General features: G+C 52.8%; 21 protein-coding genes and 4 pseudogenes. 4 read left to right on the top strand and 21 right to left on the bottom strand.

Annotation, left to right across the window (positions count from 1 at the left end; all coding sequences use genetic code 11):
• The first annotated feature begins 112 nt into the window (after nucleotides 1-112).
• On the top strand, nucleotides 113-769 hold the full coding sequence (locus EB241_RS04435; RefSeq protein WP_124231995.1) for a YtjB family periplasmic protein: 657 nt from the start codon (nucleotides 113-115) through the stop codon (nucleotides 767-769).
• A 1-nt stretch (nucleotide 770) separates the two neighbouring features.
• Here EB241_RS04435 and yjjJ read toward each other — a convergent pair whose 3' ends face one another.
• The 10 genes from yjjJ to EB241_RS04485 form a co-directional block, all read right to left on the bottom strand.
• Entirely contained in the window at nucleotides 771-2,102 is a 1,332-nt protein-coding gene (yjjJ, locus tag EB241_RS04440) for a type II toxin-antitoxin system HipA family toxin YjjJ (RefSeq protein WP_124232042.1), read from the bottom strand.
• A gap of 178 nt (nucleotides 2,103-2,280) precedes the next feature.
• Nucleotides 2,281-3,000, bottom strand: coding sequence for a purine-nucleoside phosphorylase (deoD, locus tag EB241_RS04445; RefSeq protein WP_124231996.1), 720 nt, complete (start codon nucleotides 2,998-3,000; stop codon nucleotides 2,281-2,283).
• Nucleotides 3,001-3,040: 40 nt separating this feature from the next.
• Nucleotides 3,041-4,264: a phosphopentomutase gene (gene deoB, locus EB241_RS04450; RefSeq protein WP_124231997.1), complete on the bottom strand. Its 1,224-nt coding sequence runs from the start codon at nucleotides 4,262-4,264 to the stop codon at nucleotides 3,041-3,043.
• 62 nt (nucleotides 4,265-4,326) lie between these two features.
• On the bottom strand, nucleotides 4,327-5,649 hold the full coding sequence (gene deoA, locus EB241_RS04455) for a thymidine phosphorylase (RefSeq protein ID WP_124231998.1): 1,323 nt from the start codon (nucleotides 5,647-5,649) through the stop codon (nucleotides 4,327-4,329).
• Between the two features lie 15 nt (nucleotides 5,650-5,664).
• On the bottom strand, nucleotides 5,665-6,444 hold the full coding sequence (gene deoC, locus EB241_RS04460; protein WP_124231999.1) for a deoxyribose-phosphate aldolase: 780 nt from the start codon (nucleotides 6,442-6,444) through the stop codon (nucleotides 5,665-5,667).
• A gap of 286 nt (nucleotides 6,445-6,730) precedes the next feature.
• The gene (locus tag EB241_RS04465; RefSeq protein WP_124232000.1) at nucleotides 6,731-7,507 is read right to left on the bottom strand and encodes a TatD family hydrolase; all 777 of its coding nucleotides are present in this window, start codon (nucleotides 7,505-7,507) and stop codon (nucleotides 6,731-6,733) included.
• Between the two features lie 480 nt (nucleotides 7,508-7,987).
• Nucleotides 7,988-8,149, bottom strand: coding sequence for a DUF1328 domain-containing protein (locus EB241_RS04470; protein WP_071995045.1), 162 nt, complete (start codon nucleotides 8,147-8,149; stop codon nucleotides 7,988-7,990).
• Between the two features lie 129 nt (nucleotides 8,150-8,278).
• The gene (osmY, locus tag EB241_RS04475) at nucleotides 8,279-8,893 is read right to left on the bottom strand and encodes a molecular chaperone OsmY (protein ID WP_124232001.1); all 615 of its coding nucleotides are present in this window, start codon (nucleotides 8,891-8,893) and stop codon (nucleotides 8,279-8,281) included.
• Nucleotides 8,894-9,172: 279 nt separating this feature from the next.
• Nucleotides 9,173-10,762: a peptide chain release factor 3 gene (gene prfC / locus EB241_RS04480; protein ID WP_124232002.1), complete on the bottom strand. Its 1,590-nt coding sequence runs from the start codon at nucleotides 10,760-10,762 to the stop codon at nucleotides 9,173-9,175.
• Between the two features lie 252 nt (nucleotides 10,763-11,014).
• Nucleotides 11,015-11,647 (bottom strand): DNA-3-methyladenine glycosylase I, encoded by a 633-nt coding sequence (locus EB241_RS04485; protein WP_124232003.1) that lies wholly within the window; start codon nucleotides 11,645-11,647, stop codon nucleotides 11,015-11,017.
• A gap of 176 nt (nucleotides 11,648-11,823) precedes the next feature.
• Between EB241_RS04485 and yghU the strand changes: the two are divergent.
• A pseudogene (gene yghU / locus EB241_RS04490) lies at nucleotides 11,824-12,603 on the top strand (glutathione-dependent disulfide-bond oxidoreductase); the annotation flags it as partial.
• Nucleotides 12,604-12,780: 177 nt separating this feature from the next.
• Here the strand turns inward: yghU and EB241_RS04495 are convergent.
• From EB241_RS04495 to EB241_RS21295, 5 genes are all read right to left on the bottom strand, one after another.
• Nucleotides 12,781-13,971 (bottom strand): phenylacetate--CoA ligase family protein, encoded by a 1,191-nt coding sequence (locus tag EB241_RS04495; protein WP_324129058.1) that lies wholly within the window; start codon nucleotides 13,969-13,971, stop codon nucleotides 12,781-12,783.
• Nucleotides 13,972-14,847: 876 nt separating this feature from the next.
• Nucleotides 14,848-15,495: a PAS domain-containing protein gene (locus EB241_RS04500; RefSeq protein ID WP_233592532.1), complete on the bottom strand. Its 648-nt coding sequence runs from the start codon at nucleotides 15,493-15,495 to the stop codon at nucleotides 14,848-14,850.
• A gap of 2 nt (nucleotides 15,496-15,497) precedes the next feature.
• The gene (locus EB241_RS04505) at nucleotides 15,498-16,181 is read right to left on the bottom strand and encodes a helix-turn-helix transcriptional regulator (protein WP_124232005.1); all 684 of its coding nucleotides are present in this window, start codon (nucleotides 16,179-16,181) and stop codon (nucleotides 15,498-15,500) included.
• A gap of 218 nt (nucleotides 16,182-16,399) precedes the next feature.
• Entirely contained in the window at nucleotides 16,400-16,681 is a 282-nt protein-coding gene (locus EB241_RS04510; protein ID WP_124232006.1) for a hypothetical protein, read from the bottom strand.
• Nucleotides 16,678-16,968: an RHS repeat-associated core domain-containing protein gene (locus EB241_RS21295; RefSeq protein WP_325050347.1), complete on the bottom strand. Its 291-nt coding sequence runs from the start codon at nucleotides 16,966-16,968 to the stop codon at nucleotides 16,678-16,680. The genes EB241_RS04510 and EB241_RS21295 overlap by 4 nt, the downstream gene beginning before the upstream one ends.
• 390 nt (nucleotides 16,969-17,358) lie before the next feature.
• Between EB241_RS21295 and EB241_RS21920 the strand changes: the two are divergent.
• Nucleotides 17,359-17,550 (top strand): annotated as a pseudogene (locus tag EB241_RS21920) (SymE family type I addiction module toxin); the annotation flags it as partial.
• A gap of 160 nt (nucleotides 17,551-17,710) precedes the next feature.
• Here EB241_RS21920 and EB241_RS04520 read toward each other — a convergent pair.
• Both EB241_RS04520 and EB241_RS21925 read right to left on the bottom strand, forming a co-directional pair.
• Nucleotides 17,711-18,157, bottom strand: a complete 447-nt coding sequence (locus EB241_RS04520) for a WapI family immunity protein (protein ID WP_124232007.1) — start codon at nucleotides 18,155-18,157, stop codon at nucleotides 17,711-17,713.
• 333 nt (nucleotides 18,158-18,490) lie between these two features.
• A pseudogene (locus EB241_RS21925) lies at nucleotides 18,491-18,781 on the bottom strand (RHS repeat-associated core domain-containing protein); the annotation flags it as partial.
• A 104-nt stretch (nucleotides 18,782-18,885) separates the two neighbouring features.
• Between EB241_RS21925 and EB241_RS04530 the strand changes: the two are divergent.
• Nucleotides 18,886-19,715 (top strand): annotated as a pseudogene (locus EB241_RS04530) (IS5 family transposase).
• A gap of 222 nt (nucleotides 19,716-19,937) precedes the next feature.
• Here the strand turns inward: EB241_RS04530 and EB241_RS04535 are convergent.
• The 4 genes from EB241_RS04535 to EB241_RS04550 form a co-directional block, all read right to left on the bottom strand.
• Nucleotides 19,938-20,735: a hypothetical protein gene (locus EB241_RS04535; protein WP_124232009.1), complete on the bottom strand. Its 798-nt coding sequence runs from the start codon at nucleotides 20,733-20,735 to the stop codon at nucleotides 19,938-19,940.
• A 9-nt stretch (nucleotides 20,736-20,744) separates the two neighbouring features.
• The gene (locus EB241_RS04540; RefSeq protein ID WP_124232010.1) at nucleotides 20,745-25,301 is read right to left on the bottom strand and encodes an RHS repeat-associated core domain-containing protein; all 4,557 of its coding nucleotides are present in this window, start codon (nucleotides 25,299-25,301) and stop codon (nucleotides 20,745-20,747) included.
• 2 nt (nucleotides 25,302-25,303) lie between these two features.
• Entirely contained in the window at nucleotides 25,304-25,735 is a 432-nt protein-coding gene (locus tag EB241_RS04545) for a DcrB-related protein (protein ID WP_124232011.1), read from the bottom strand.
• Nucleotides 25,732-26,252: bacteriophage T4 gp5 trimerisation domain-containing protein (locus EB241_RS04550; RefSeq protein WP_407644252.1), on the bottom strand; the 521-nt coding region annotated here is incomplete at its 5' end. The genes EB241_RS04545 and EB241_RS04550, both read right to left, overlap by 4 nt.

Here is a 26,252-nt window from a genome sequence, read left to right on the forward strand (position 1 = left end):
GCTCCAGTAAGGACAGATTAACCACGCAAGAGGCTACCCTGTCAGGCCTGCTTCTGGCAACATAAAGCATCGAAACAGGCGGCGGTTTATGCATAATTTGTGAAGGATAAAGATGGCCAGAACCACACTAAAATTTCGGCTGCACCGCACGGTGATCGTTTTGATTTGTCTCACTTTGTTGGTGGTGCTGATGCAGGGGGCATCCTGGTTCAGTATCAGCCATCAGATGACGCGTTCCGCGCAGATGGAAGAACTGGCCCGCACGCTGACCCGGCAGGTGGCGTTCAGTCTGACGCCATTGATGGCGAACAGCGATGATAACCGCCAGAAAATTGAAGATATTCTGGCACAGCTTACCCACGACAGCCGTATTCTTGATGCCACCGTTTATGATGACAGCGGTGCCCTTGTGGCGCACCGTGGCGAAACCATCGGTGTTCGTGACAGGCTGGCACTGGAGGGACAGCGTGCGGGTAGCTACTTCAATCAACAGATGGTGCAGCCGCTGGACAGTCCTGATGGTCCCCGTGGTTTTCTGCGTATAACCCTGGATACCCACGTTCTGGTGACAGAATCCCGTCAGGTGGATAACACCACCAACATTCTGCGCCTGATGATGTTGCTGGCACTGGCTATCGGTATCATCCTGAGCCGCACGCTGCTGCGTAACCGCCGCAGCCGCTGGCAACAGTCACCTTTCCTGCTAACGGCCAACAGGCCGGTGCAGGAAGACAGTGCCGAAAACAGCGACACACCAGCAAAACCTTAACTTATGCCATACGGCCAATTTGCACCGCCAGCGTTTTCAGTGCCCGTTGCATCTCCTCCGCCAGCTGCCGGAAGCCCTCACTCCACGCCTCAGAACTGGCGATGATTTGCCAGTATTGTTGTGCCAGCATCAATGCCTGTTGCCATATCCCGCCCGGAACAGTGGTATCAAGCTCAATGACCGGTATGGTATCGCGCATATAGCCTGCGCTGTTCGGAGCCAGACTCATTGGCAACATATCATAAGCGGGCGTCAGGGTAAGCCGTTGTGATGTATGAAAAAATGCCAGGTTGCCGCTGTGCATATCACCGTTGGCAATCAGACGACCAAACGCCCACTGTAACGTCCCGCGCTTTGCATCTTCCGGCGTGATTTTTTTCTGTGCCAGCAGGTCCTGCAATGCCTGTGGCCAGCGCTGCTGCGTTCCGTTGAACTCAGCCTGCACCGTTTCAAGTGATACCAGACTGCGTCTGCCCTGCTCACCAACGCGATCAAAACGCACCACGTCGAGAAATACCTGTCCATTTTCAGCCGTAATAATGCTGGCCTCTGCCGCTGCAATGCCGTTTTCGGCAAGCAGTTGCAACGCCAGTGCCTCCGCTCTCAGCAAATCACCCCAGCGCTGGCTGTTATCGTTACGCTGTGCAGGCGTGAATTTCACCAGCAGATGCGCTTTTTCATCCTCCTGCCATTGTGCATAACAGGTAAACTTAGGCTGCTCTCCCCCGGCGGATGACCCTGTATCCTCACCCGTCAGCACGCGTTGTGCCAGTAAAGGGTAAGCATATTTTTTCTCCTGCCGGGCAACCGGTTCCGGCACGGACTGTTGCAGCCACTGCTGATAGCTGTGTTGCCCAACCAGCCAGTTGCCTGGAAGATCGCTACCACAGGAGGCCAGCGCAATCAGCAGATGATCTTCATTCCAGTGGCGAATGTCTTCCGGCAGGCCGAGTTGCCGCGCACATCCACAACCCCATGTCCGCCCCAGAAAGCCCTGTGGCCGCATGTCGCCCAGATACCATGGCAGACCGTCAAAATAGTGCCAGTTGCGATGATGGTCCTCCACCAGGCAACTCCCCACGGGCCAGATACAGTAAAGCTGCCCGGCTTTATTTGCCGTGCCCCGATCGTCGATTTGCCACAGCGGAAAACGGTGCGATTCGCGGACAGGGCGTAGCAACGCATAGCGAGTGGCCCTTGCACGGCCGTATTTCAGCACCTGCGGCTGGGCGGCAATCAGACGGGACAGCGAAGCCTGGCTGATCTCAAGCCGGGTCATTAACGTGGCAGCATCCAGCGGCCCCTGTAACAACAATTGGGTAACATCCGTCATAATGAATGGATTCATGAATAGATAACTGAATAGATACTAAATAATTAATATAGTGAAAATAAAGAAAAAAACAAAAAAAAAGCATCTATCCGTGAATAGATACCTGAAAGTATTTTTGATAATGGCAGAGACAGCACTGGCCGGAGAATACCGGCCAGGTGAACGATTAACCCTCAGTTCAGGCTTTATCGCCCAGCAGTACGGACTCCAGCGCGATTTCGATCATCTCGCTGAAGGTGGTCTGGCGCTCTGCCGCCGTGGTCTGCTCGCCGCTACGGATATGATCAGAAACGGTACAGATAGCCAGCGCTTTTGCACCGAACTCTGCCGCCACACCATAGATCCCGGCCGCTTCCATTTCCACTCCCAGAATGCCGTACTTTTCCATTACGTCAAACATCTGTGGATCGGGTGAGTAGAACAGGTCAGCCGAGAAGAGATTGCCAACGCGGGTATTCACGCCCAGCGCCTTTGCCGCATCTACCGCGTTACGTACCATGTCAAAATCGGCAATGGCGGAAAAATCGTGATTTTTGAAACGCATCCGGTTCACTTTTGAATCGGTGGATGCGCCCATGCCGATCACCACATCACGCAGTTTCACATCGGCACGTACCGCGCCACAGGAGCCAACACGGATAATCTTCTTCACGCCAAATTCGGTGATCAGCTCTTTTGCATAGATTGAGCAGGAAGGAATACCCATACCGTGGCCCATCACCGAGATTTTACGACCTTTGTAAGTCCCGGTATAACCCAACATGCCGCGTACATTATTCACTTCCACCGCGTCCTGCAAAAAAGTTTCAGCAATATACTTAGCGCGAAGCGGATCGCCCGGCATCAGCACCACGTCAGCAAAGTCACCCATTTCAGCGTTAATATGAGGCGTAGCCATGTTCTGTCCTTTTGTTCTTTGATCAAAAAAATTGCGTTGATTACAGCATACTTTTGCCGTATTCCATCGGACTGAGGCCGAAATAGTTCGCCACCGTCTGGCCTATATCAGCAAAGGTGTCGCGGTAGCCCAGCGAACCCGGCTTAATTCCCGGACCATAGATCAACACCGGAATATGCTCGCGGGTGTGCTCGGTTCCCGGCCAGGTGGGATCGCAACCGTGATCGGCGGTAAGGATCAGCATGTCACCTTCTTTCACCAGCGCCATCAGCTCCGGCAGGCGGCGGTCAAACAGTTCCAGCCCGCCCGCGTAACCGGCAACGTCGCGGCGATGTCCCCAGGTGGAGTCAAAATCAACGAAGTTGGTAAAAACGATGCTGTTATCTGCGGCCGTCTTCATTTCTGCAATCGTGGCGTCAAACAACGCATCCAGTCCGGTGGCCTTCACTTTCTTCGTAATGCCAACGTTGGCGTAGATATCCGCAATCTTGCCGATGGAGATGACGTCCCCCTGTTGCTCATCCACCAGTTTTTTCAGTATGGTTGGCGAAGGAGGCTCAACGGCCAGATCGTGACGATTGCCCGTGCGTTCAAAGTGTCCGGCGCTGTCACCAATAAAGGGGCGCGCAATAACGCGACCGATATTATAGCCGCCTTCCGTCAGGGCCTCGCGGGCAATCTCACACAGTCGGTAAAGGCGATCAAGGCCAAAGGTCTCTTCATGGCAGGCAATCTGGAACACCGAATCCGCCGAGGTGTAAAAAATGGGCTTGCCGGTTTTCATATGTTCTTCACCAAGCTGGTCGAGGATCACCGTACCGGAAGAGTGGCAGTTACCCAGATAGCCGGGTAAATCGGCCTTTTCCACCAGCTCGTCCAGCAGCGCCTGCGGAAAACTGTGCGCTTTATCGGTGAAATAGCCCCAGTCGAACAGCACCGGCACACCGGCAATTTCCCAGTGACCTGACGGGGTGTCTTTGCCGGATGACAGCTCGCTGGCGTACGCATACGCACCAATAATCTCCGCGTTGTTGTCAAGTCCTGGTGGGAATGTGCCGCTGGCGGCTTCGGCCGCTTTGCCTAATCCCAGCGCCGTCAGATTGGGCAGACGCAGTGGCCCTGTGCGCCCGTGGTCGGCGTCGCCATTGAAGCACGCCTGCGCAATATGTCCCAGGGTATCAGCCCCCGCATCACCGAACTTATCGGCATCTTTGCTGGAGCCGATCCCGAAAGAATCAAGCACCATAAGGAATACACGTTTCATTCTCGTCTCCTGCGTAGTAAACGCGATGAGCATAAATTTTATCGATCGGAACAGTATGACGGTTATCCGACAATTCTGCGACAGATAATCGGTGTGGCGGGTGGCGCATGTTCACTGAGTATCATCGCCTTTTTCACCGTGGCGGCGGCCTCTTCCCAGCCTGATTCCGTTACCGCATGGATAACCGCCAGCGGTCGCTGGCGATCGGCGTAGTCACCAAGCTGTATCATCTCACTGAAGCCCACGCTGTAGTCGATAACATCGCTGACATTGCGGCGTCCCCCGCCCATTGCCACCACGGCCATGCCCAGCAAACGGGTATCCATCGCGCTGACAAAACCGGCTTGATCCGCATAGACCGCTTTACTGAGCATGGCGGCGGGCAGGTAGTTATCAATCCTGTCGACAAAGTCTGCCGGGCCTTTTTGTGCTTTCACCATCCGCGAGAACACCTCTGCGGCACGTCCATTAGCCAGTACCGCCTGCAGCTGTGATAACGCCCCGGCGCTGTCTGCCGCCAGGCCAGCGGACACCAGCATTTCCACACCCAGCGCCAGCGTCACCTCCAGCAGACGAGGATTTCGGTACTCGCCGGTGAGAAAGCGAACCGCTTCACGCACTTCCAGCGCATTACCCGCACTGGAAGCCAGCACCTGGTTCATATCCGTCAGCAGCGCCGTCGTTTTACAGCCGGCGCCATTCGCCACGGTGACAATCGCCTGCGCCAGCTGCGCCGACTGTTCGAAAGTCGGCATTAACGCGCCGGAACCGACTTTGACATCCATCACCAGCGCATCCAGCCCTTCTGCCAGCTTTTTGGCGAGAATGGAAGCGGTGATCAGCGGAATCGAATCAACGGTGGCGGTAATATCGCGGGTGGCATAAAAACGCTTATCCGCGGGAGCCAGCGAACGGGTCTGGCCAATAATGGCAATTCCCACTTCACTGATGATACGGCGAAAAACGTCATTATCCGGGAAAATATCAAAACCAGGGATCGCCTCCAGTTTGTCCAGCGTCCCGCCGGTATGACCAAGGCCCCGCCCGGAAATCATCGGCACATAGCCACCACAGGCCGCCACCATCGGCCCCAGCATCAGCGAGGTCACATCCCCCACGCCGCCGGTAGAGTGCTTATCCACCACCGGGCCATCAAGCCCCCATTCCCGCCAGTCCAGCACGCTACCGGAATCGCGCATGGCCATGGTCAGCGCCACGCGTTCAGATAGCGTCATGTCGTGGAAATAAATGGCCATTGCCAGCGCCGCAATCTGTCCTTCAGACACCGAATTATCACAAACTCCGTTGATAAAAAAACGGATTTCTTCTTCAGTCAGCGCATGACCATCTCTTTTTTTACGGATAATTTCTTGCGGCAGGAACACGTTTCCTCCTCGCTTTTAATAGGCTGAATCACGCTTCGCGCCGGCAAAACCCGCCGTACTGAGCAGGCTGGACAGCAGGCTGGATGCACCGAAGCGGAAATGACGCGCATCCGCCCAGTCGCTGCCAAGGATAGCGTCCGCCAGCGCCAGATAGTATGCGGCGTCTTCGGTGGTTTTCACGCCGCCCGCCGGCTTGAAGCCCACCTGATGCCTGACGCCTTTATCCGCAATCACCTGTAGCATCATCTTCGCCGCGTCCGGCGTGGCGTTGACCGGCACTTTACCGGTGGAGGTTTTGATAAAGTCAGCACCCGCTTCAATTGCCAGCTCAGCAGCTCTGCGGATCAGCTCAGCGGTTTTCAGCTCGCCGGTTTCGATAATCACCTTCAGCAGAACCCCCTCACTGGCACAGGCCTCTTTACAGGCACTGACCAGCTGATAACCCACCTCTTCGTCACCGGCCATCAACGCCCGATAGGGAAACACCACGTCCACTTCATCAGCACCATAAGCAATTGCCGCATGGGTTTCCGCCAGCGCGATATCGATATCATCATTACCGTGGGGGAAATTGGTCACGGTAGCGATACGGATATCTGGTGTGCCCTGTTCATGCAGCGTTTTACGGGCGATGGGAATAAAACGGGGATAGATACAGATAGCGGCGGTGTTGCCCGCCGGAGATTTCGCCTGATGGCACAGCGCGATTACTTTTTCATCGGTGTCATCATCGTTGAGCGTGGTCAGGTCCATCAGTTGCAGCGCCCTGATGGCAGTTGCAGTTAAGTCAGTCATCATCATCTCCACAAAAGAATGTTAAAATAATAACAGCCCGCCGAAATGGCCATCCGTGATTAATTTCACACTCACAATAATACAGTTGCATGAATTGTACAGTAGCAGTGATTTGCATCACAGGGACCAGCCCGGACAGGATGTTAACGCTCGCAGGTAAATGTAAGTGGCAGGCCGCCAAATGTTATAATTTTCACAAAAACCTCCCCCACTGGTACCGGGCAGCACAGCGTACACCGACCATCATCCTTTGTGTTACCACGCGAAGATTTTAAGAATCTGCCCGTCAGATGCAAAACAGACGATAGGTGTTTTCACGGAGGGTTTCCGCGATCTCCTGTGGGGATTCATCGCGGATTTCGCACAGACTTTGCCAGATCATTCGCAGCCTTTCCGGGCGATTAGGTTGCCCCTGGAAACCCTGCATCGGCATATCCGGGGCGTCCGTTTCCAGTAACAGCGTATCCAGCGGCAGTCGGGCGATGGCCCGGCGGGTTTTGCTGGCGCGTTGGTAAGTGATGGTACCGCCTACGCCGATGGCATAGCCCGCACGAACAAAGGCCAGCGCCTGTTGTTCACTGCCGGCGAAACCATGTATCACCCCGCGCCGGGGAAGGTTGAACTTGCGAAGCTGCATCGCCAGCTTATCGTGGGTTCGCCGTGAGTGCAGGATCACCGGCAGACAGTAATCCCGTGCCAGCCGCAGCTGTGCCGCCAGCACCGCCTGTTGCCTGTCAAACTGAGGGTTGTCGATTAACAGATCCAGCCCGATTTCACCAATCGCCACCAGCTTTTCCGGGCGCCGCTTCAGATAATCTTCCAGCTGTTGCAGATGGCTGTCATCATGATCCGCCACCGCCATCGGGTGAATACCCAACGCCGCGTAAAGTGGCTGCCAGCGTTCAGCCAGCGCCATCACCCCGGCAAAACGACTGGCCGCCACACTCACCACAATAATTTTTTCCACGCCTGCATCGGCCGCATGACGCAGGCTTTTGGCTTCATCACCGCTAAACGGCGCAAAATCAAAGTGGCAATGTGTATCGACAAAACGTGGATCCATGCCAGCACTCCTGCATTATTGCTGTTATCAGTATCGTTGTTCGCCTGCGGCCCCGTCTCAGGGCACCAGACCCGTCGGTCACAGATATCTGCCAATGATGCAGAACCGCGTCAGCTGAACGGGCCGCAAGGATGTTAACGGCAGCGGTTCAGTATTGCCAAACGTTACCGCGATAATTTGGGACAAAATCAGTTTGTTATGGCAGCGATGGAGGAGTGAAAAACCTGCGCTGGCAGGACCGCCTGATGCCTACTGAGGATAACAGTGCCGTTGCGGCGTAAAAGAATGCGGGGCCTTAAGCGCGGAGCGGCGGCAGGCCGCATGGGTGAAAACCCGACCGCCGTTTGAAGGAACAGTCATCACCGCAGCAGAAAAATAAAACGGGAGCAAAAGCTCCCGTTGGCTGACGGTACTTCGGTTGAGCGTTGCAAAACGGCACGGGCCGCGTCGCACTCAGTTACCTGTCCGTGGCAATGTGCGCTATAACTTCTTCCTGCCGGTAAAGAGGCTGATCAGGAAGATAATGATACCAACGACAAAGACCACTTTAGCAGCCCATGCAGCCGTACCGGCCAGACCACCAAAACCTAACGCGGCTGCTATCAGCGCGATGATCAGAAATATGATACCCCAACGAAACATAAGCCTCTCCTCACCACTCGTAAAAACCGACCTGTATGTAGTATTAACGCAGGCCCGTAAGAGCCTGGTCTTATCATGTTTTATGCTATCGGCAGAGCCGATTCATCACTGAACCGGCTCATGGATAAATTACGATTTCACTGTGATATCGTTTTTAACGCTTTTCACGCCTTCAATGGCTTTAGCAATACCTTCAGCACGCTCAGACTGCGCCTGCGTTTTCACCGTACCAGAGAGCTGAACCACGCCGTTGGTGGTTTCCACTTTCACATTACGTGACGGTACGATGTCATCTGCTAACAGTTTAGCCTTAATTTTTCCGGTGGTTGCTGAATCACCCGCGTAACCACTCACGCTGGCTTTGGTACTGTCTTTTACATGAAGTTTGTCACTGACGGATTTAACGCCTTCCACTTTTTTGGCGGCGGCAACCGCCAGTTCAGCCTGATCCTGAGAAGGAACGAATCCGCTCAGCGTCACCACACCATCATGGGTTTTAACGGAGATATCGCTGCTTTTAATCGCATCGTTATCCACCAGGGCAGCCTTGACTTTGGCAGTCACGCCGCTGTCATCCATGTAGCCACCGACTTTTTTCATTGAACTGTCAATTTTGGCGCCTGCACTGTCGGCGGTGCTTTGCACCGAGGACGTTGCAGACTCATCTGCCACCGCATAACCGCCCAGCAGAGCAGAACCGATCAATACAGCCGTAAGCGTTTTTGCAATGTTAGTCTTATTCATGGCACTTCCTTCTTCATGTTATTACACTCACAACTGTGAGCTTTCAGCCACAAACGGCGTGGCTGTAGTGGGAAGACGTTGTAGCAACCAATGCCACATATTTTGCGTCCTGTAGAAGTAAAGATAGACGCTAATTGGCATTTCACCGTTTTTTCTGGTTGAAATGATGGAGAAATAAACGGTATGAAGATTTTTTAAGAGGAGTCTGCAATCAGCAAATGAGGCAAAAAAAAGCGATGCACATGGCATCGCTCTGAAAGTGTAGTCTAAATCCGGCTGTCAGTGTTCGCGGGTTTTGCGGAACACCACGTCAGGATAACGCTCCTGAGTAATATTCAGATTGACCATGGTTGGCGCAATGTAGGTCAGGCTGTCACCGCCATCCAGTGCCAGGTTAATTTCATTTTTACGCTGGAATTCGTCAAACTTCTTCACGTCGCTGCACTCCACCCAACGCGCGGTAGAGACGTTGATGGCTTCATAGATAGCTTCAACGTTGTACTCGCTTTTCAGACGCGCCACCACCACGTCAAACTGCAACACCCCCACCGCGCCAACGATCAGATCGTTGTTATGTACCGGACGGAACACCTGTACGGCACCCTCCTCAGAGAGCTGAACCAGGCCTTTCAGCAACTGCTTCTGCTTCAGCGGATCGCGCAGGCGGATCCGTCGGAAAAGCTCCGGCGCAAAGTTGGGAATACCGGTGAACTTCATGTTCTCACCCTGGGTAAAGGTATCCCCGATCTGAATAGTACCGTGGTTATGCAACCCAATGATGTCACCGGGATAAGCTTCTTCAACATGAGAACGGTCGCCCGCCATAAAGGTCAGCGCGTCGCTTATCACCACATCCTTGCCCAAACGGACCTGCCGCAGCTTCATGCCTTTTTCATACTTGCCGGAAACCACCCGCATAAACGCCACGCGGTCACGGTGTTTCGGGTCCATATTTGCCTGAATTTTGAAGACAAACCCGGTAAATTTCTCATCGGCGGCGGTCACGGTGCGGAGATCGGTCTGACGCGGCATCGGTGACGGCGCCCACTTCACCAGACCATCCAGCATATGATCGACGCCAAAGTTACCCAGCGCGGTGCCGAAGAACACCGGGGTCAGCTGCCCGGCCAGAAATTGTTCTTTATCGAACTCATGGGATGCGCCCTGTACCAGCTCAAGTTCTTCCCGAAGCTGAGACGCCAGATCCTCACCCACGGCGTTATCCAGCTCCGGGTTGTTCAGCCCTTTCACCACCCGCACCTGCTGGATAGTGTGGCCCATACCGGACTGATACAGGTAGGTTTCGTCTTTATAAAGGTGATAAACCCCCCTGAACTGTTTGCCACAGCCAATTGGCCAGGTCACGGGCGCACAGGCAATTTTCAGCTCGCTCTCCACTTCATCCAGCACTTCCATTGGGTCGCGGATATCGCGGTCAAGCTTATTCATAAAGGTCAGAATAGGCGTATCGCGCAGGCGGGTAACTTCCATCAACTTGCGGGTACGATCTTCAACACCTTTCGCCGCATCAATCACCATCAGGCAGCAGTCAACCGCCGTCAGCGTGCGGTAAGTATCTTCAGAGAAATCTTCGTGGCCTGGGGTATCCAGCAGATTCACCAGGCATTCGCGGTATGGGAACTGCATGACGGACGTGGTGATAGAGATCCCACGCTGTTTTTCCATCTCCATCCAGTCAGATTTAGCGTGCTGACTGGAGCCACGGCCTTTTACCGTACCGGCGGTCTGGATCGCCTGCCCGAACAGTAACACTTTTTCGGTGATGGTGGTTTTACCGGCGTCCGGGTGGGAAATGATAGCGAAGGTACGGCGACGGGCCACTTCCTGCATAAAGGGTGCATTTGACATGAACAAACTCTATTTGCTGTTGTGCCACCAGTTATGCGCCGCATAAATGGCAATCACAGGGAATTAATCATTAATGGTCGGCATTTTCACCGATCCGGTCACTATAAACAATCCGCAAGGCGTCGGAATATGCAGAAAGCAAAAACAGCCCGTAAAACGCATTAGCCTGCCCGTTGCATTTACAGCGGCTTGCGAGCGGTTTTCCGTTTTCATCCAGGATGCCCCTGATAGCAAATCCGTTGTCCGTAGGATTCAGACCGGGCGGAAAAGCGTTGCGCGTTCGGCTTCACAGGCTTCCCGGCAATGACAGCCGGTGAGATGATCGTTAACCAGTCCCAGCGCCTGCATCAGCGAATAACAGGTTACCGGCCCCACCCACGTCCAGCCGCGCTTTTTCAGCGCCGTTGACATTCTTATGGCAGCGGACGAGGTTTTGGTCGTTTGCCACCAGGCGAGATCCACCGTCGCTGGGCGCTCCTGCTTTGCTGGTTCAAACTGCCAGAACCAGGCAGCCAGAGAACCCGCTTCAGCAACCAGCTCAATGGCCCGCTGTGCATTGTTGATTACCGATCGGATCTTCGCACGGTTGCGCACAATGGTTTTATCTGCCATCAAACGCGCAACGTCTTCACCGGTGAACCGGGCCACGGTATAAAAATCGAATTCACAGAAAGCGCGTCGAAAACGTTCCCGTTTATGGTAAATCAGCTGCCATGACATGCCGGAATGAAAGCCCTCAAGGCACACTTTCTCAAACAGTCGCCGGTCATCCACTACCGGCCTGCCCCACTCATGATCATGATAGCCCGGCATGGCGGATCGCCAGTCGCAGCAGGGCAGGCCCTCCTCACTGATAATAAGCCCGGCAATATTCAGCCCGTCCATTCGGTTGTTCCTTATCAAGGCGGCATGATTGCTCTCAAGAATAAACGCAGTGCGGCGACTGACGCTATATCTGACATGTAATGTAACAACCGCATTTGGTTTTTCGCAGCAATCGACACTATTTTTAGTTAAACCCCTGCGCAATGTGCAAAAACCGAAAAAGGAAGATGTCGAGCATGAGCAATAGCGACTACCAGCCCGCAACAGTCTGGACAGAAAACAAAGGCCACGGTGGCACCTGGGGCAGTATTAACCGCCCGACCGCTGGCGCGCGTCATGAAAGCACGCTGCCGGTTGGCACGCATCCTTTACAACTCTATTCACTGGGCACGCCAAACGGTCAGAAGGTCACCATTCTGCTTGAAGAGTTGCTGACGCTGAATGTCCATGGAGCACAATACGATGCCCATCTTATCCGCATCGGTGAAGGTGAGCAGTTTGGTTCCGGCTTTGTCGATGTGAATCCCAATGCCAAAATTCCGGCGCTGCTTGATGTGTCCACCACGCCCGCCACCCGCGTTTTCGAATCCGGGGCGATTTTGCTCTACCTGGCAGAAAAATACGGTCACTTCCTGGCAAAAGATATCGCAGCCCGAACCGAAACGCTGAACTGGTTATTCTGGTTGCAGGGCTCAGCGCCTTACCTCGGCGGTGGCTTTGGTCATTTTTATCACTATGCGCCGGTGAAAATTGAATACGCCATCGACCGCTTCACGATGGAAGCCAAACGCCAGCTTGATGTACTGGATCGCCAGCTGGCGGAGCACCGCTATATTGCCGGCGAAACGTACACCATTGCCGATATCGCCATCTGGCCCTGGTATGGGGCACTGGTGCAGGGGCAGCTGTATAATGCGGCAGAATTTCTGGATGTCGGATCGTACAAACATGTGCAGCGCTGGGCTTCAGAGATTGCCCAACGCCCCGCCGTTCAGCGTGGCCGCGCGGTGAATCGTCTCTGAGACAAGGTTTTTTCTAAGGTGTCAATTGGCTATCAACACAGAAAGGGGAGATAAATCACCCCTTCCTGATGATGAAATGAGGCGGCGACAGAAAGGCAAATGGAGCGGCATATTTTAAAAATAACCGTTCCATTAATACCTATCAGTACCTGAAATGGCAGGCTTCGTTATTTAATTTCTACGATCGATGATGAAAAGCATTTTGCCTCGTTCGGAAACCGCATAATCCCTGGCTTCTTTACGAAGGACGGCGACGCTTCCCTGCGATTTTTGGTAAGCTTCGTTAATATCAGGGATATCAGCAATCGCAGTTTCAATCCTCGCGCGTTCATCTTCGTCAATTTCATTCGCCGGAACGAAAACGGTCACCAGCTCTTTATTTACTTCAGAAACGGACAGATGAATCTGTATCTCCAGGGAACGACCCAGCGTCTCTTTTATTGCCTGCTGAATAATGCCCATGCTGACAAGATTGCCCATGAAATTAAAGCTCATGTCCTCTCTCTGAATCCCCCGCAGAAACAGTTTGCCCTCTTTCTGTAGAAGGGTTGCGGTGTCACCCAGTCGGTATCTCAGCAGCGGGGTGAAATTCTCACGCGTCAGAGAGGTGATCAGAATGCTGTCACCTTCCTTTTCAATAAAAAATTTATTGGAAAGAAATTCATATTCTGTATGACAGGTGCTGTTGGTAAAGCCAAGAATACCGCCTTCAGAACTGCCATAAATACCAACGATAGAAACCTGTTCACCGAAGGCTTCCCTGATGATTTTTTTCTGAAATTCTTTCAAACCTTCGCCATTAAAAACAACCTTTTCAATGGCGATATGTACACCATGTTGTTGCATGGCATCAATAAATTGCAGGATAGTGGAAGGGACACCAAGCAGTACGTTGAGTTTGATTGAATTCAGCGCGTCAAAATGACTTTTGGTGAGCAGCTTAATATCCCCGACAGACACCACATTCGCCCCACAGTTACCGGCCATCATGGTAGTGATATTATTCAGGGCAGAGAACAGATTGATGGTAAACAGATTGGCGCAGCAATCACCGGGCTGGATAAAACCATTGCTGCGAAATACGTTAGAGCGAGAGCTGTCCTCATCCACTTCACAATCGTAGTAGTAATAGCAGCGTTTCAGGTTGCCGCTCGTACCGCTGGTGAATCCGATCAGGCAATTTCGTTCGTTGCTCTCCAGATAGCGCTCGGTCTGAGCCGCGAAGCCATCTTTATCCATGATCGGTACAAGACTTCTGAAGTCCTGATAACTGTAGTATTTAAAATCGGCATTTTGGTGCGTTTTAGCGACAGCATTAGCAATCCTGCACCATTCTTTTTCAACATCGTAGATTGTCATCATGGTTACTCTTAAGCTATTTTTTTGATTTCGTGTACGACCTTACCGTTAACCAGAGGTAATCGGCCGTGAGATCGCGAACTATGAGTAACCAATCAAAATAACCGGTTCCTTATTACATAAATTTTATTAATTAAATAATTGGTAATAACGCTTATGAACTGTAAAGGAATTAGTCTGATTTATATGTATTTTTTGCGGTTCTTACCGTCGGGCTGATAGCGGATCGTGCAAACGTTTACCGCACGATTCGTCAATCAGAAGCGCGTGTGCGTGTTAAAACCTCCCCGCAAACAGTAGAAAGCTGATGAAACGCTGGGAGGATCTCAATGGGTTCTTCGCCTGTCCGTCTGATAAGCGTAAAGCCATCAGCATGACGAATGCTGCTGAATGACTGAACAGCATTTTTTCGCGCCACGGTGATAAAGAAAGGCAAGCGGTTGACAATGGATAACTCAGTGAGAAAGGTGATTTATCAGGGGATCAGGTCAGCGTTTGAAATGGAATATGCTGACCCGGTACGGCTGGCAGGCGATGTATTGCGTCCGGTGACCGACTGAGCGAGCACCTTTAATACGGTGGCAGTTACATCCAGTTCCCCCTGAATGTAGTCTTACTGCTTACTAAAGTCCCCTGATTAAAATACAACCAATGGAGGCTCATGATGAAGAAAAATGTAGACACCTCTTCGCCGCAAGTTGATACAAAATGCGGGATCATATCTGACCATTGATTTTTTAATAACTAAAACAATAAATTACATATTTAATGCAGCTTTTTAAACGATTGCCCCTCAAGCTCCGAGTCTGACTGCCCACATAACCTGATGTGGGCTATCGACTTATGATGTTAATAAATAGTTACAGTCAGACGCGCAGATTATGACAGCATAACGTGACCTTTTTTCAGGAAGAACGGAGGTATGTAGTTATCCCATCCGTTCTGCTGACAGTACCTGATAAACAACGTAGTGCTCGTCACACCGGACTTGTCAAAACATCGCGCCAGCCTGTTGCGAAGAGATGATCCCCCGATGCCGAGTATTTGCGTCATCGTGCTGCTTTTGAGTCCGCAAAAAAGCAGCAAAATCACTTCCCACTCCCTGTCGGTAAACCGATCCGTGGGGCGGGTAAAAACCAACGGCTTTCTGCCTTGCTGGTTGAGGAACGTGGACAGGTAGATATTGGATATTTGCATGTAGGTGCATGCAATGCCGTACTGCCCATCGGCCAGACGCCAGCGGCGTTTTTCAACCACAAATGACGTCAGGTTGTCCTGTTGGCCGTACCTGAACGTTTTAAGTACCACGCTCATTTCTCCGGTGGACAGAATTTTTGCATCGTCACTCAAAATGTAACGGTAATCATCCCCGATATCGGGCGTCAGGTCTGTGTCCAGATGACCGGGAAGCTTTGATGCATCAACGTTAAAATATCCGCAGGCTCGCGGGTTGGCATACACATACCGTGACGCGCCGTCTTTTATCGCCCAGGCAAAGAGGGAATGGCCAAAATAATAGTGCATCATATTCATCCCCTGATAATGATATGTCCCTTGTTCAGAAAAAATTTGGGTATATAGTTATCAACATTATTATCCCGGCAATACTCCGTCAGCGCTGACAGTGAATTGAGGCCCGTTTTTCTGTAGCAGCTTCGTAACCGACCATTTACCGCATCGCTGGTGATACCAAGAACGCCGCTTATTTCCTTTATTTTCAGTCCACAAATCGTCAGGTACAATATTTCCCATTCTTTTTCCGTAAAAAAATCAGAGGGGGATTCGAACACCGCATGCTGGCTGATTTTACCGTTGAGCAGGGAGAGGGGGGTAATGATATTAATGTGTCTGACGCTGATGATGGTACCCGTGCAATTATTGTTTTCATCATACAAAGGTTCCTGCACGTTGTATGCAGGCTGCATGATTTTCTCCCGGCCCTGTATGTGTGTGGTGATGGCTCTGACCGATCTACCCGTGCGTTCTATCTCCCGTTCCTGCTGGTCGAAAACATCGGCGAATTCGGCTACGGGCACAGGGATATCGCGGATGTTCAGTCCCTCATAATCATAGCGGGTTGATATTGTCTGCCATACTTTGAACGTTTTATTGACGTAAACAAATTCAGAATTATTATTTTTTACCGCCCATCCTACAACGCCGTCATTTTCAAACATTTCAAGTAATTCTGGTGGTAATGTAATACTGTCCATAAATACACTCCCTACAAGTTATTTACCCTACATAAAAATTACCGTACCGAAAACCGGTCTTTTTATTTTCCCGTTGAAAAAGAATAATCAAGTCATGGGCCAACGCCCAGGGAAATTGCATTACCTTAACGAAAAATAATTAAAACCCTCCCCCACAGCCGCAAGGCGGTGGGTTTTTTATTCGACCGGAAAAAAACAGCTGGTTCGCACAGCCGGGTTTACCTTACCAGATAAGAACGTCGCTTCGCCTCATCATTAATCTGTGCGCCGGTGTTCCATAGCGTGGTGAACAGCATCTGGCTATAAAGATCACGCCAGAAGTGGTGCAAGGAGCTCACCTCCGGTGCCAACAGGTCTGTCGGACAGTTGCACTGATGCGCGGCCATCTTGCGCTGCGCCAGCGCCGCCGGGTAATCGACAGGCACGGGCAGCGGCGCTGACAACGGTTCAGGTGGAGAGCTACGGGAACGCTCATGGGTGCCAGCTTCTTTCAACGTCATTTCTTCTGAACACAATGATGGTCTGACCCCATAGTATCCATATAATCCTGACTTATCGAAAATCCCTTTTTAGGATCATATTTAGGGTTACTCTTAAACCCAGCTTTAGCATGCACGTGATGTCCACCAACATCTTTATACTCACCCGTCCCACACTTAATAAGACCCAGCGGGTCACCCGCATACGCATAGGTATTAATCCCACCTGCCAGCCCTGACGGGTCCGGCTGCATATACCTCCCCGCGACCGGCCGCCAATGCTGTCGACCCGCGCCAGCGGCTCCCATCCTCCCTCGCTGTACAGATACTGACTGCTGCGTTCCGGCGTCCCGCTGCTGAGCTCTCCCCCCCTCCGCAGCCCGCTCCACTGAAACCTGACCGTATCCACCTCACCACCATGCCGGTGCAGCAGTTTGCGGGTACGACGGCCCAGCGCATCGTAACGGTATTCCACCCGGCTGAACTCAGGATGCCCTGCAAAATCCACCGCCGTTATCCGGTGCTCATCGTCATAGCTGAAACGCTGCGCCACCGCTCCCGCGCCGCTTTTGCGCCACGCCATCCGGCCAAAGCCGTCGAACGACCAGCGCGCCCCCTTCAGCCGTTGCAGCAGGTTATGCCACACCACCTCGCCAGCACTCCCGGTCTGATTGCCTGCCGCATCCCAGCTGAAGTAGCTGGCAGAGGCAGGGCTTGCGGTGGGAACCGGCGTCAACCTGAAGGTGCTGGACAGCTGCCTGATGCTGATCCCTGACAGTCGCGAGGAAACGCAGTGACACCAGGGAGCAGGCGCACCCTGAAAGCAGAAGCGAGAGTTCGAGCAAACACGGCAGCAGGCGCTGGCGTTGCTGGCTCCGTTCAGCAGCTAAAAGTAAAAAGCCGAAAGGATCCTGGGGATCACTTCCAACTTATTTTATTATTTCTTCTTGCTAAACGGATTTAGCACCGGCCTGCCGCTCAAGCTGCGCGTGATGCCGGGCTGCATCGTCAAAATCTCTTTCGGACTTTAGTGATGATGAGTTAAAAAATTCAATGAAATTTTCTTTCAGGAAATCTCTTTATTAACCCATCAATCTCAATTATTACCCTTTTTAATTTTCCATCATCTAAAAGGAAATTTAAAACCACTTCACTGTCATTGTTAAGATCATAGCTTTCCCAATTGGGATGAAATGCATAATTAAGCGCAATACTTACACTCCCATTTTCCTCACGCATAAAACGCAACTCATTTTCCATGAAACTCAATTCAGCAGAGGTCGTTTTTTTATCCAAGACAGACGAAAACCATTCCTTTAATTCAACAAGTTCCATCGTTCTTAAGCCAGGGTCCACTGAAGACCAAGATTCTCCATCAGTATTCTCAACAAAAATTTCAACAATCAACCAATTAGAATCATCTTTATCCGTTGAGTTTTCATACTCATATCCAATGATATTTATCTTTAGTTTAGCATCACCGTTAAAATATATCATGATTCAAAACCTACTTTTAGCCGGACGGAAAGTAACAATCCTATTTGCATTTGGATTAACAATCGCTTCTAATCCATTATGACTAAAACCGATGTCTCCTCGACCCGTATTAAAAACATTTCCTTTATTGAAAATGCTGGCTATATCATTTGGCGTTTCAAACCCCGGTTTTTTTGTCCTGACATCCTTTAATCGGGCAATTGCATGATTAGATAATTCAATATCAGAACCCTTGAATGTTTGCACTATCTCAGCATGAGTTAACTCCATTAGTGGTCTATTTTGAGCCAGTCCTCTTGGTTTAACTTCCCCTATAACACCGCATCCAGTTTTAGCTAAACCGAATGGATCGATCCAAGACAAGGGATTAGGCGCATACGCATAGGTACTCAACCCACCCGCCAGCCCTGGCGGGTCCGGCTGCGTATACCTCCCCGCGAGCGGGTCGTAGTAGCGAAAAAGATTGTAATGAAGCCCCGTCTCCCTGTCCAGGTACTGCCCCTGAAAACGCAGGTTCTGCGGCACCGACTGAAAACAGTTCACGGTTTCGCGCTCCGTTTTACCCCACGTCGGGAAACGTCCCCGCCACACCACCTCGCCACGCTCATCCGTCAGACGCTCCGGTGCCACCTGACCCAGGGTAGCCCAGCCATAACGACACCAGGGTGTGTGCCTTAACTATTTTTTGTACAATCCGGGGCATGGTTTAACGACAAAAGTCCTTTAATTTGGCCCGCTACGATTTCCCTGATGATGCATGGGCGCTGATTTCCCCTGTGCTGCCATCTGAAAGAGACTCTTCCAAAGGTGGACACCCTTATTTTGCACACAGACACGTCATGAAAGACATCCTCTGGATACTTTGCTCTGGTGCGCCCTGGAGAGATTGACCCGGGCGCGATGGTCACTGGAAAACGATTTATAATGGTTTTAACCGATGGTCTGAAATTGAAGTAATGAATAATATTTTCAATAAATCACTCCAGTTCCTCGATCAAAAAGGGTTCGTTGACTGGGATATTATTGCGCGCGATGGCAGTAATATCCGTGCCCTGAAAGCCGCCGCAGGAACGAAAAAAACATCCCGATGAACTCAACGATCATGGGTTGGGTCGCTCATGCGGCGGCTTTGGCACCAAAATCCATCGGGTAACAGATGGCACAGGATTACCGTTTCGTTTCTGTCTGAGGGGCGAGCAGGCTCACGAAAGTCAATATGCGAAAGCCTAACTCAGTCGGGTCGGCATTATTCATGAAAGTGGGTGCCTGAACGTACTGGCGGATAAGGGATATTCAGGTGGTAACCTGCGTACCGATTTGAAAATGAGGGGAATAAAAGCAGTAATCCCTTTCAGATTGAATGAAAAGGCCAGTCAGAATGGTCGTCGGAAATTCGACTTTCAACTGTACAAAAAAACGCAATGTCGTGGAACATTGTTTTGCGATCTTAAAAGAAAATCGTCGTGTTGCTACGTGCTCAGATAAAACAGCAGGAAACTATCTGAACATACTAAAACTGGGTGCGATCAGGTTGTTTTTGAAGCGATTATTAAGTTAAGGGACATACCCTAAAAAGATTATGGGCAGATTACTGGCAAAAAAGGAATTTGCGGCGTGGTAAATATAATGATGTTATCAGGCGTTTAGCCCTAAAAATATATGAGGAGACGCTGGCAGAAAGGCCGGAAATGCAGCAAATCTGCCAGAAGATAATGGTATTACTGACCCAAATCAGCAAATAAAAATAAGCTGTAAGGATCATTAAAATCTCTTTCGTTTCCTATGGAATTTTTCTCGGGGCAATTTTAGTTGGTGAATTTTTCCATGAGATTAAAACACCACAATCACCTAAATATTTATTCACTGAGTCGATAATGCTACTTTCAATTTTCCATAACCATGCACCATTACTTAATTTCTCTAATGTACCATGGTTTTTATCCTCCAAGATCCACTCTCTCAAAGCAAGGCCATTCACATCAATTAAAAGATGGTTTTCATTCATGATATTCAAAGGGTAGGCCATTCTTAACTTGTTTTTTTTGTAGCTTTCTTGCCCGTGATATCTTCCTGGGGTATCCTTCTTGAACAAAGAAGAATTTTCGTAAGGATATATGTTAGCCAGATTATTTCCAGCTGCATAATAGAAAGCTTTATTCATTTTATCGCAAGAATAAACTATCCCATAAGTGAGGTTTACAGTATTTGATAACTCCTCAATAAAATCAATTATCTCATCATATGATTGTAACTTATTTGGATATTGCGCATCGAGATGAAAGAAACCGCCAAAATCATTTGTTGTATATCCAAATGATGCTAACCATGGACTACACCCTTTCTTCTCGCTGTATAATCGAAAGGATGTTGCATTTTTATTATTTATTTTATTTTCCAGTTCATCGACAGATACGTTAATAATCTCATGATCACCTTCATGGTCACCATTGCTTAAATACTTGTAATAGCCAGTATTTGTTATTGGTAAATTTACATACCTGAAGAAAGCCCTACCTAAAAATAATGCTTTTTCTGGTAAGATACTATCAGTTCCGTAAATTGCAATTGCAGTGTACATATACCCCACCTATATACCGGAAATTAAATCATCAAGTATTGACTTCATATCTGAAGCATCATAAGGATGTTCGAAAACCAGAATTTCACCTTGCTTTGTAACAGGTATGCTACGCATTGCGGTTTCATTACGCGAAGTTAACTCTGGTAACTTACCCTTCATATCTGATATTGATGCCAACTCAATTGAGTGAACTCTCCCATTCACATCAATAGCCATAACATCAGGACGTCTCCTGGAAATCCCCGAACCAACACCGTAATTATATGAGCGGTTTAAATATATATCACTAAATTTACCACTCATCGCTAATTTATTAGCTATTACTTCTGAAAATTGATTATGTCCAGGTGTTTTATCTTTTTGCCCTGTGCCATGAATCCTGGTGCCGTTAACCTCCCTCACAGGACAGGGTTTAAGACCCAGCGGATCAAACCATACCAGCGGGTCATCCACATACGCATAAGTGTTCAACCCACCCGCCAGCCCTATCGGGTCCGGCTGCGTATACCTCCCCGCGAGCGGGTCGTAGTAGCGAAAAAGATTGTAATGAAGCCCCGTCTCCCTGTCCAGGTACTGCCCCTGAAAACGCAGGTTCTGCGGCACCGAATGAAAACCGGTCACGGTTTCACGCTCCGTTTCACCCCACGTTGAGAAACGTCCCCGCCACACCACCTCGCCACGCTCATCCGTCAGCCGTTCCGGCAGGCCATTCAGCTCCGTGTGATACCAGAACACCTCTGACTGGCCGCCAATGCTGTCCACCCGCGCCAGCGGCTCCCACCCGCCCTCGCTGTACAGATACTGACTGCTGCGCTCCGGCGTCTCGCTGCTGCGCTCTCCCACCATCCGCAGCCCGCTCCACTGAAACGTGACCGTACTCACCTCCCCACCATGCCGGTGCAGCAGTTTGCGGGTACGACGGCCCAGCGCATCGTAACGGTACTCCACCCGACTGAACTCAGGATGCCCTGCAAAATCCACCGCCGTTATTCGGTGCTCATCGTCATAGCTGAAACGCTGCTCCACCGCTCCCGCGCCGCTTTTGCGCCACGCCATCCGGCCAAAACCGTCGAACGACCAGCGCACGCCCTTCAGCCGTTGCAGCAGGTTATGCCACACCACCTCGCCAGCACTCCCGGTCTGATTGCCTGCCGCATCCCAGCTGAAGTGCTCTTCCCTCAGCGAGCGCACCTCATGCGTTATTCGGCCCGCCGCATCGTAGCCACACCGACGCTGCTGCTGCGCCCAATCGTTATGTCCCGTCGCGCCGTCCAGCATCCTTTCCTGCATCACCCGATCCAGACGATCCCAGCTGTAACGACGCTCAAACACCCTACCGCTGCGTTCATCAACGCCGCTGCGCCGCATCACCACCCGGCCGGCCGGATCGTAGCGCGTCTGCTGGCTCAGCCCCCCCTGCGTGCGCCCCACCTCACGGTGCAGCCGGTCACGCTGATAGCCGGTTATCTCATGCTGCCTGCCGTCCCGGTGCAGGTTAACCTGTAACAGATGGCCCGTCCCGTAACGCAGGCAGTTCACCGTGCCGCCGTCGGGCAGCGTGCTGCCGCTCAGATTGCCCAGCACGTCATACTGATGGACGAACACGCCGCCCTCATTCTCCTCACGCAGCAGGTTGCCCAGCGCATCACGGGTCAGGCTGATCACTTCAGCTTCACCGCTCTCCTCTCCTCCTGCCAGCGACACCCTGCTGATATCCACCCGGTCAGTATGGTAGTGATACCCGGTGCGGGTCAGCCGGGTTGTTCTGGATATCACCCGGTGAACCACGTCGTATTCAAACCGGTAGGTCTCAGGCACAAGGTGTTCACCGGCCTGTTGCAGCGGATACTGCGTCACTTCCGCCACCAGGCCCTGCGCATCGTAACGGTAGCTTTTGCGCCGGCCGGCGTAGTCGATCTGCGCCAGCAGCCGCATTCCGCTGTCGTATTCAAACTGCCAGCGCTCGTTATTGGGATTAATCAGCGCGGTCAGTCGGCCAAAGCGATCGTACTGCCAGCGGGTCAGATGTCCGGCCGCGTCGTGCTCAGTGACGATCTGCCCCCGCGCGTTATGCGTCACCCGGCGCCCGGAGAACCCTTCGGTATGCTCCCCGGTCAGCATCCCCGCCCGGTTGTATTCATAGCGCGTCTCGCGCCCGTCGGCCCGCGTCACGCCACGCAGACGGCCGGCCCCACTCCACTGATACCCGGTGGTGTTACCCTCCGCATCGGTGCTGGCACTCAGACGCCCTGCCTCATCATACAGGCGGTGGCTATGATGCCCGGAGCAATCCTCATCACGCCGGAGCTGCCCCCGTTCATTCCACCAGAAACGGTGCACGTTCTCCAGCGCGTCGGTCCGCGTCACCAGATCGCCCTGCATGTTCCACGTAAACCGCGTGGTACCGCCCGACGGATCGACCACTTCCACCACATCACCGGCGGCGTTATAGCGGTACTCCCACACCGCACCGTCTGCCAGCACCTCCTTCAGCGGAAACGCGTATGACGGATGCCAGGTGGTGAGCGTCGACCGGCCCGCCGGATCGCGGACCATTGTCAGCCGACCGCGTTCGTCGTAACCGTACTCCCACACCCGGTCACCCGGCGCATGGATAGCCATCAGCAGATCGGCCTGTTCCGCCCAGCGGTAAGACCAGTGCGCCCCATAGATATCGGTGTACGAGGTGGTGCGGCCCAGCGCATCCCAGCCATGCTGCGAGCTGCCGCCGGACAGGCAGGTTACCGTCGCGCGACGCGACTGCTCGTCTGCATCAATGATCCAGTGCTCCAGGCAGTCACGCTGCCCGTCCAGCACCCGGTATTCCGTCACCCGCCAGTGGCGCGGATCGACAGACGGCTGCCATGTGTATTCCACGCTCAGGCCCGACGCATAGCCGTGCGACGCCATCAGATCGCTGGCACGGTCCCAGCTGAACCGCCGGGTTTCCACGCCATCCGCATCATACACCACCGTCAACTGTCCCTGCGGGGTATAGCCGTAGCGCACCAGCAAACGCAGCTCACCGGCCACCACCTGGTGTACCGCCGCCAGGCGACCATGCAGCGGCTCATAGCTCAGCCTGACCGACAGCGCCTCATTGTCACCGGCAATGCCGATCAGCTGCCCCGCCCCGTTCCAGTCGAAATGCTGGCAATTTTCGTGCCGGTCATAAATGCGCGCAATGCGCCACTCGCCCTCCCGCGTCGGGTCCGCCTCATAGAGATGGAATTCACCGGCGGCGGTCTGCATGATCATCACCCCCTGAAGAGTGAAATACAGCGTGAAGCCTTCCTCGTCAAAGCGCACCACGTCCCCCGGCGCGATCTCTCCCAGCCCCAGCGCCTGGCCACTCAGATCGCGCCACAGAAACTGCGTGTCACCGTTTTCAGCGGGGATGCGGATAAGCCGTGTTTCAAACGGCATCATCCAGCCGGTACCCAGCAGGCCGCAGGTCAGGTTGCGGCTGTGATAGATGCGCTGCCAGTGAAGCGGAATGCGGTCTTCCAGCACAAAGTCCAGCTCCTCCTCCCCGGCGAGAAATTTAGCCCCGGTGGCGTAATGCACCGGAAAGGCGCTCTGCACCGCCGCCGCCGCGATACCACCGGCTACCTCGCTGCCCACCGCGGCACCAAGACTACAGGCAATCTGTTTCAGCGCCCGGCGCGAGGCAATGCGGGTAAACAGCTGCTCCACCAGCTTCGCGCCCTGCTTCGCCGCACCGCCGCCCAACAGTCCGCCCATCAGGCCCCCGACAAAATAGGCCAGCGCATTTTTACCGCTGCGAATATCCCGCACCACGATGGCGTCACCGCCGATATTGACGCGGGGATTATCACTGACCTGGACCGTCGCCTCACAGGTGCTGCGATCCCCGTTGCGTACCGCCGGGTGACCGTTGATCAGCACTTTTTTCGAACCTTCCGCCAGAAAGTTCACATTCTCCGCCATATGCCCCTTGCTGCACGCGACGGTATCCTTATCCGCCGGCGTGGCGTGTGGGCTGGCGCTGGCCACCGTGGGCTGCACGAGGTCATCCCACACGCCGGTGAAGAAATGCTTCACCGCGTCGCCATCGATCTGGCTGACTTTGTTCACAAAGGCGCTGGCCGTCGCGCCGGGATGGCTGACCGCGCTGGCAATACCCGCCGCCATGGCCATTGCGGTATCTACAAAGCCCGGCTCCTCCTCTGCGGCTGGCGAGTTCAGCCACGCGGCGTCAACGATCCCCGCCGCACGCGCTGCACGTTTGCCGGTGATATGCACATCATCAGAGCCGCTGGAGATAAACGCATCCGGTGGCCCGCGCATCCCCAGAGTGTCAAGCAGGCCGTCCACCGCCTCACCAGCCATATTGCCGAGCTTTTCGGGTAAGCCGGAAGCCATCGCTCCGACGGTCAGCGCAACGCCGACGGCAATGCCAACACCAGTGCTGGCGATCATCCCCGCTCCCAGCAGGATACCGCCGTAAATGGCACCTTCCACCAAGCCGCTGACGAAATCGGCCAGCGGAGAGCTGTGGACCAGAACATCATGTTCGCGTGCCGCAGTTAATGAGGACATGATCAAGCCTCCGGTGACGCGGTGGGAATAAAACCGTCTTTGATCTGCCGCCACGTCGCCAGCGAATCTTCATCAAAGCTGGCAGCCCGGCTGAAGGTCAGTGCCATCAGATGGGTCGCGGTCATCAGCACCAGCAGCTTTTGCACCACCAGTACGCCCTGGTTTTCAAAGCGCATATCCACTTCCCGCGCGGGCAGGCCACCAAAGGTGGTGTCGTGCGGCGGTTCGGCGGCGTACTTTTTCATATCACGTTTTACTTTTGCCAGCTGCTGTTGCAGATACGCCTCTTCCTGCCCGGCGGCAACTTCCCAGGCACGGGTTACCACCAGCGTGGCACGCACGGCGGGCAGCCGGAGCAGGGTTACGCTCTGGTCCTGTACGGCTTCCGGCAGGTTCAGGATGCCCTCTGATAATGGATACTTCACTGCCTTCATGCGCTGTTCCCCCCGTTCTTAAAGGCATCCGATACTGCACTGGCGATCTGTTCCGGCGTGGGTTGTGCCGGTTCAGATTTGCCGGGGGTACTGATGTTCAGATCCAGCGTACCGCCGGTATTAATTTGTCCCCGCCCGGTGGCGTTGACCTCAAAGTTTTTGCATTGCAGGGAAACGGTGCCGTTGTTCAGAAGCGTCAACACGCTCTCACCGGCAACCAGGCTGATACCGTGCGCCGACGCCTGCACAATTGCACCCTGGGTTTTCATGATGTAATCGCCCCCCACCAGCTCGTTACGTGACCACTGGGTTTTCTGGTCGTAACTGCCGCTGACCGTACTGTTGTAGGATTTCATGATGGCGACGGTCTGATTTCCCCCCACCGAGTGGGTTTCATCATTTTTCACGTTGGTGTCCATGTTCTTCTGCGCCTGGATCCACAGCTGCTCCTCCCCCGCCTTGTCCTCAAAGCGCAACGCGTTCGCCGTCTCCGACGTCCCATCCTTCGTCCGGCTCA

It is taken from the genome of Erwinia psidii (genome assembly GCF_003846135.1).
GTDB classification, from domain to species: Bacteria; Pseudomonadota; Gammaproteobacteria; order Enterobacterales; family Enterobacteriaceae; genus Erwinia; species Erwinia psidii.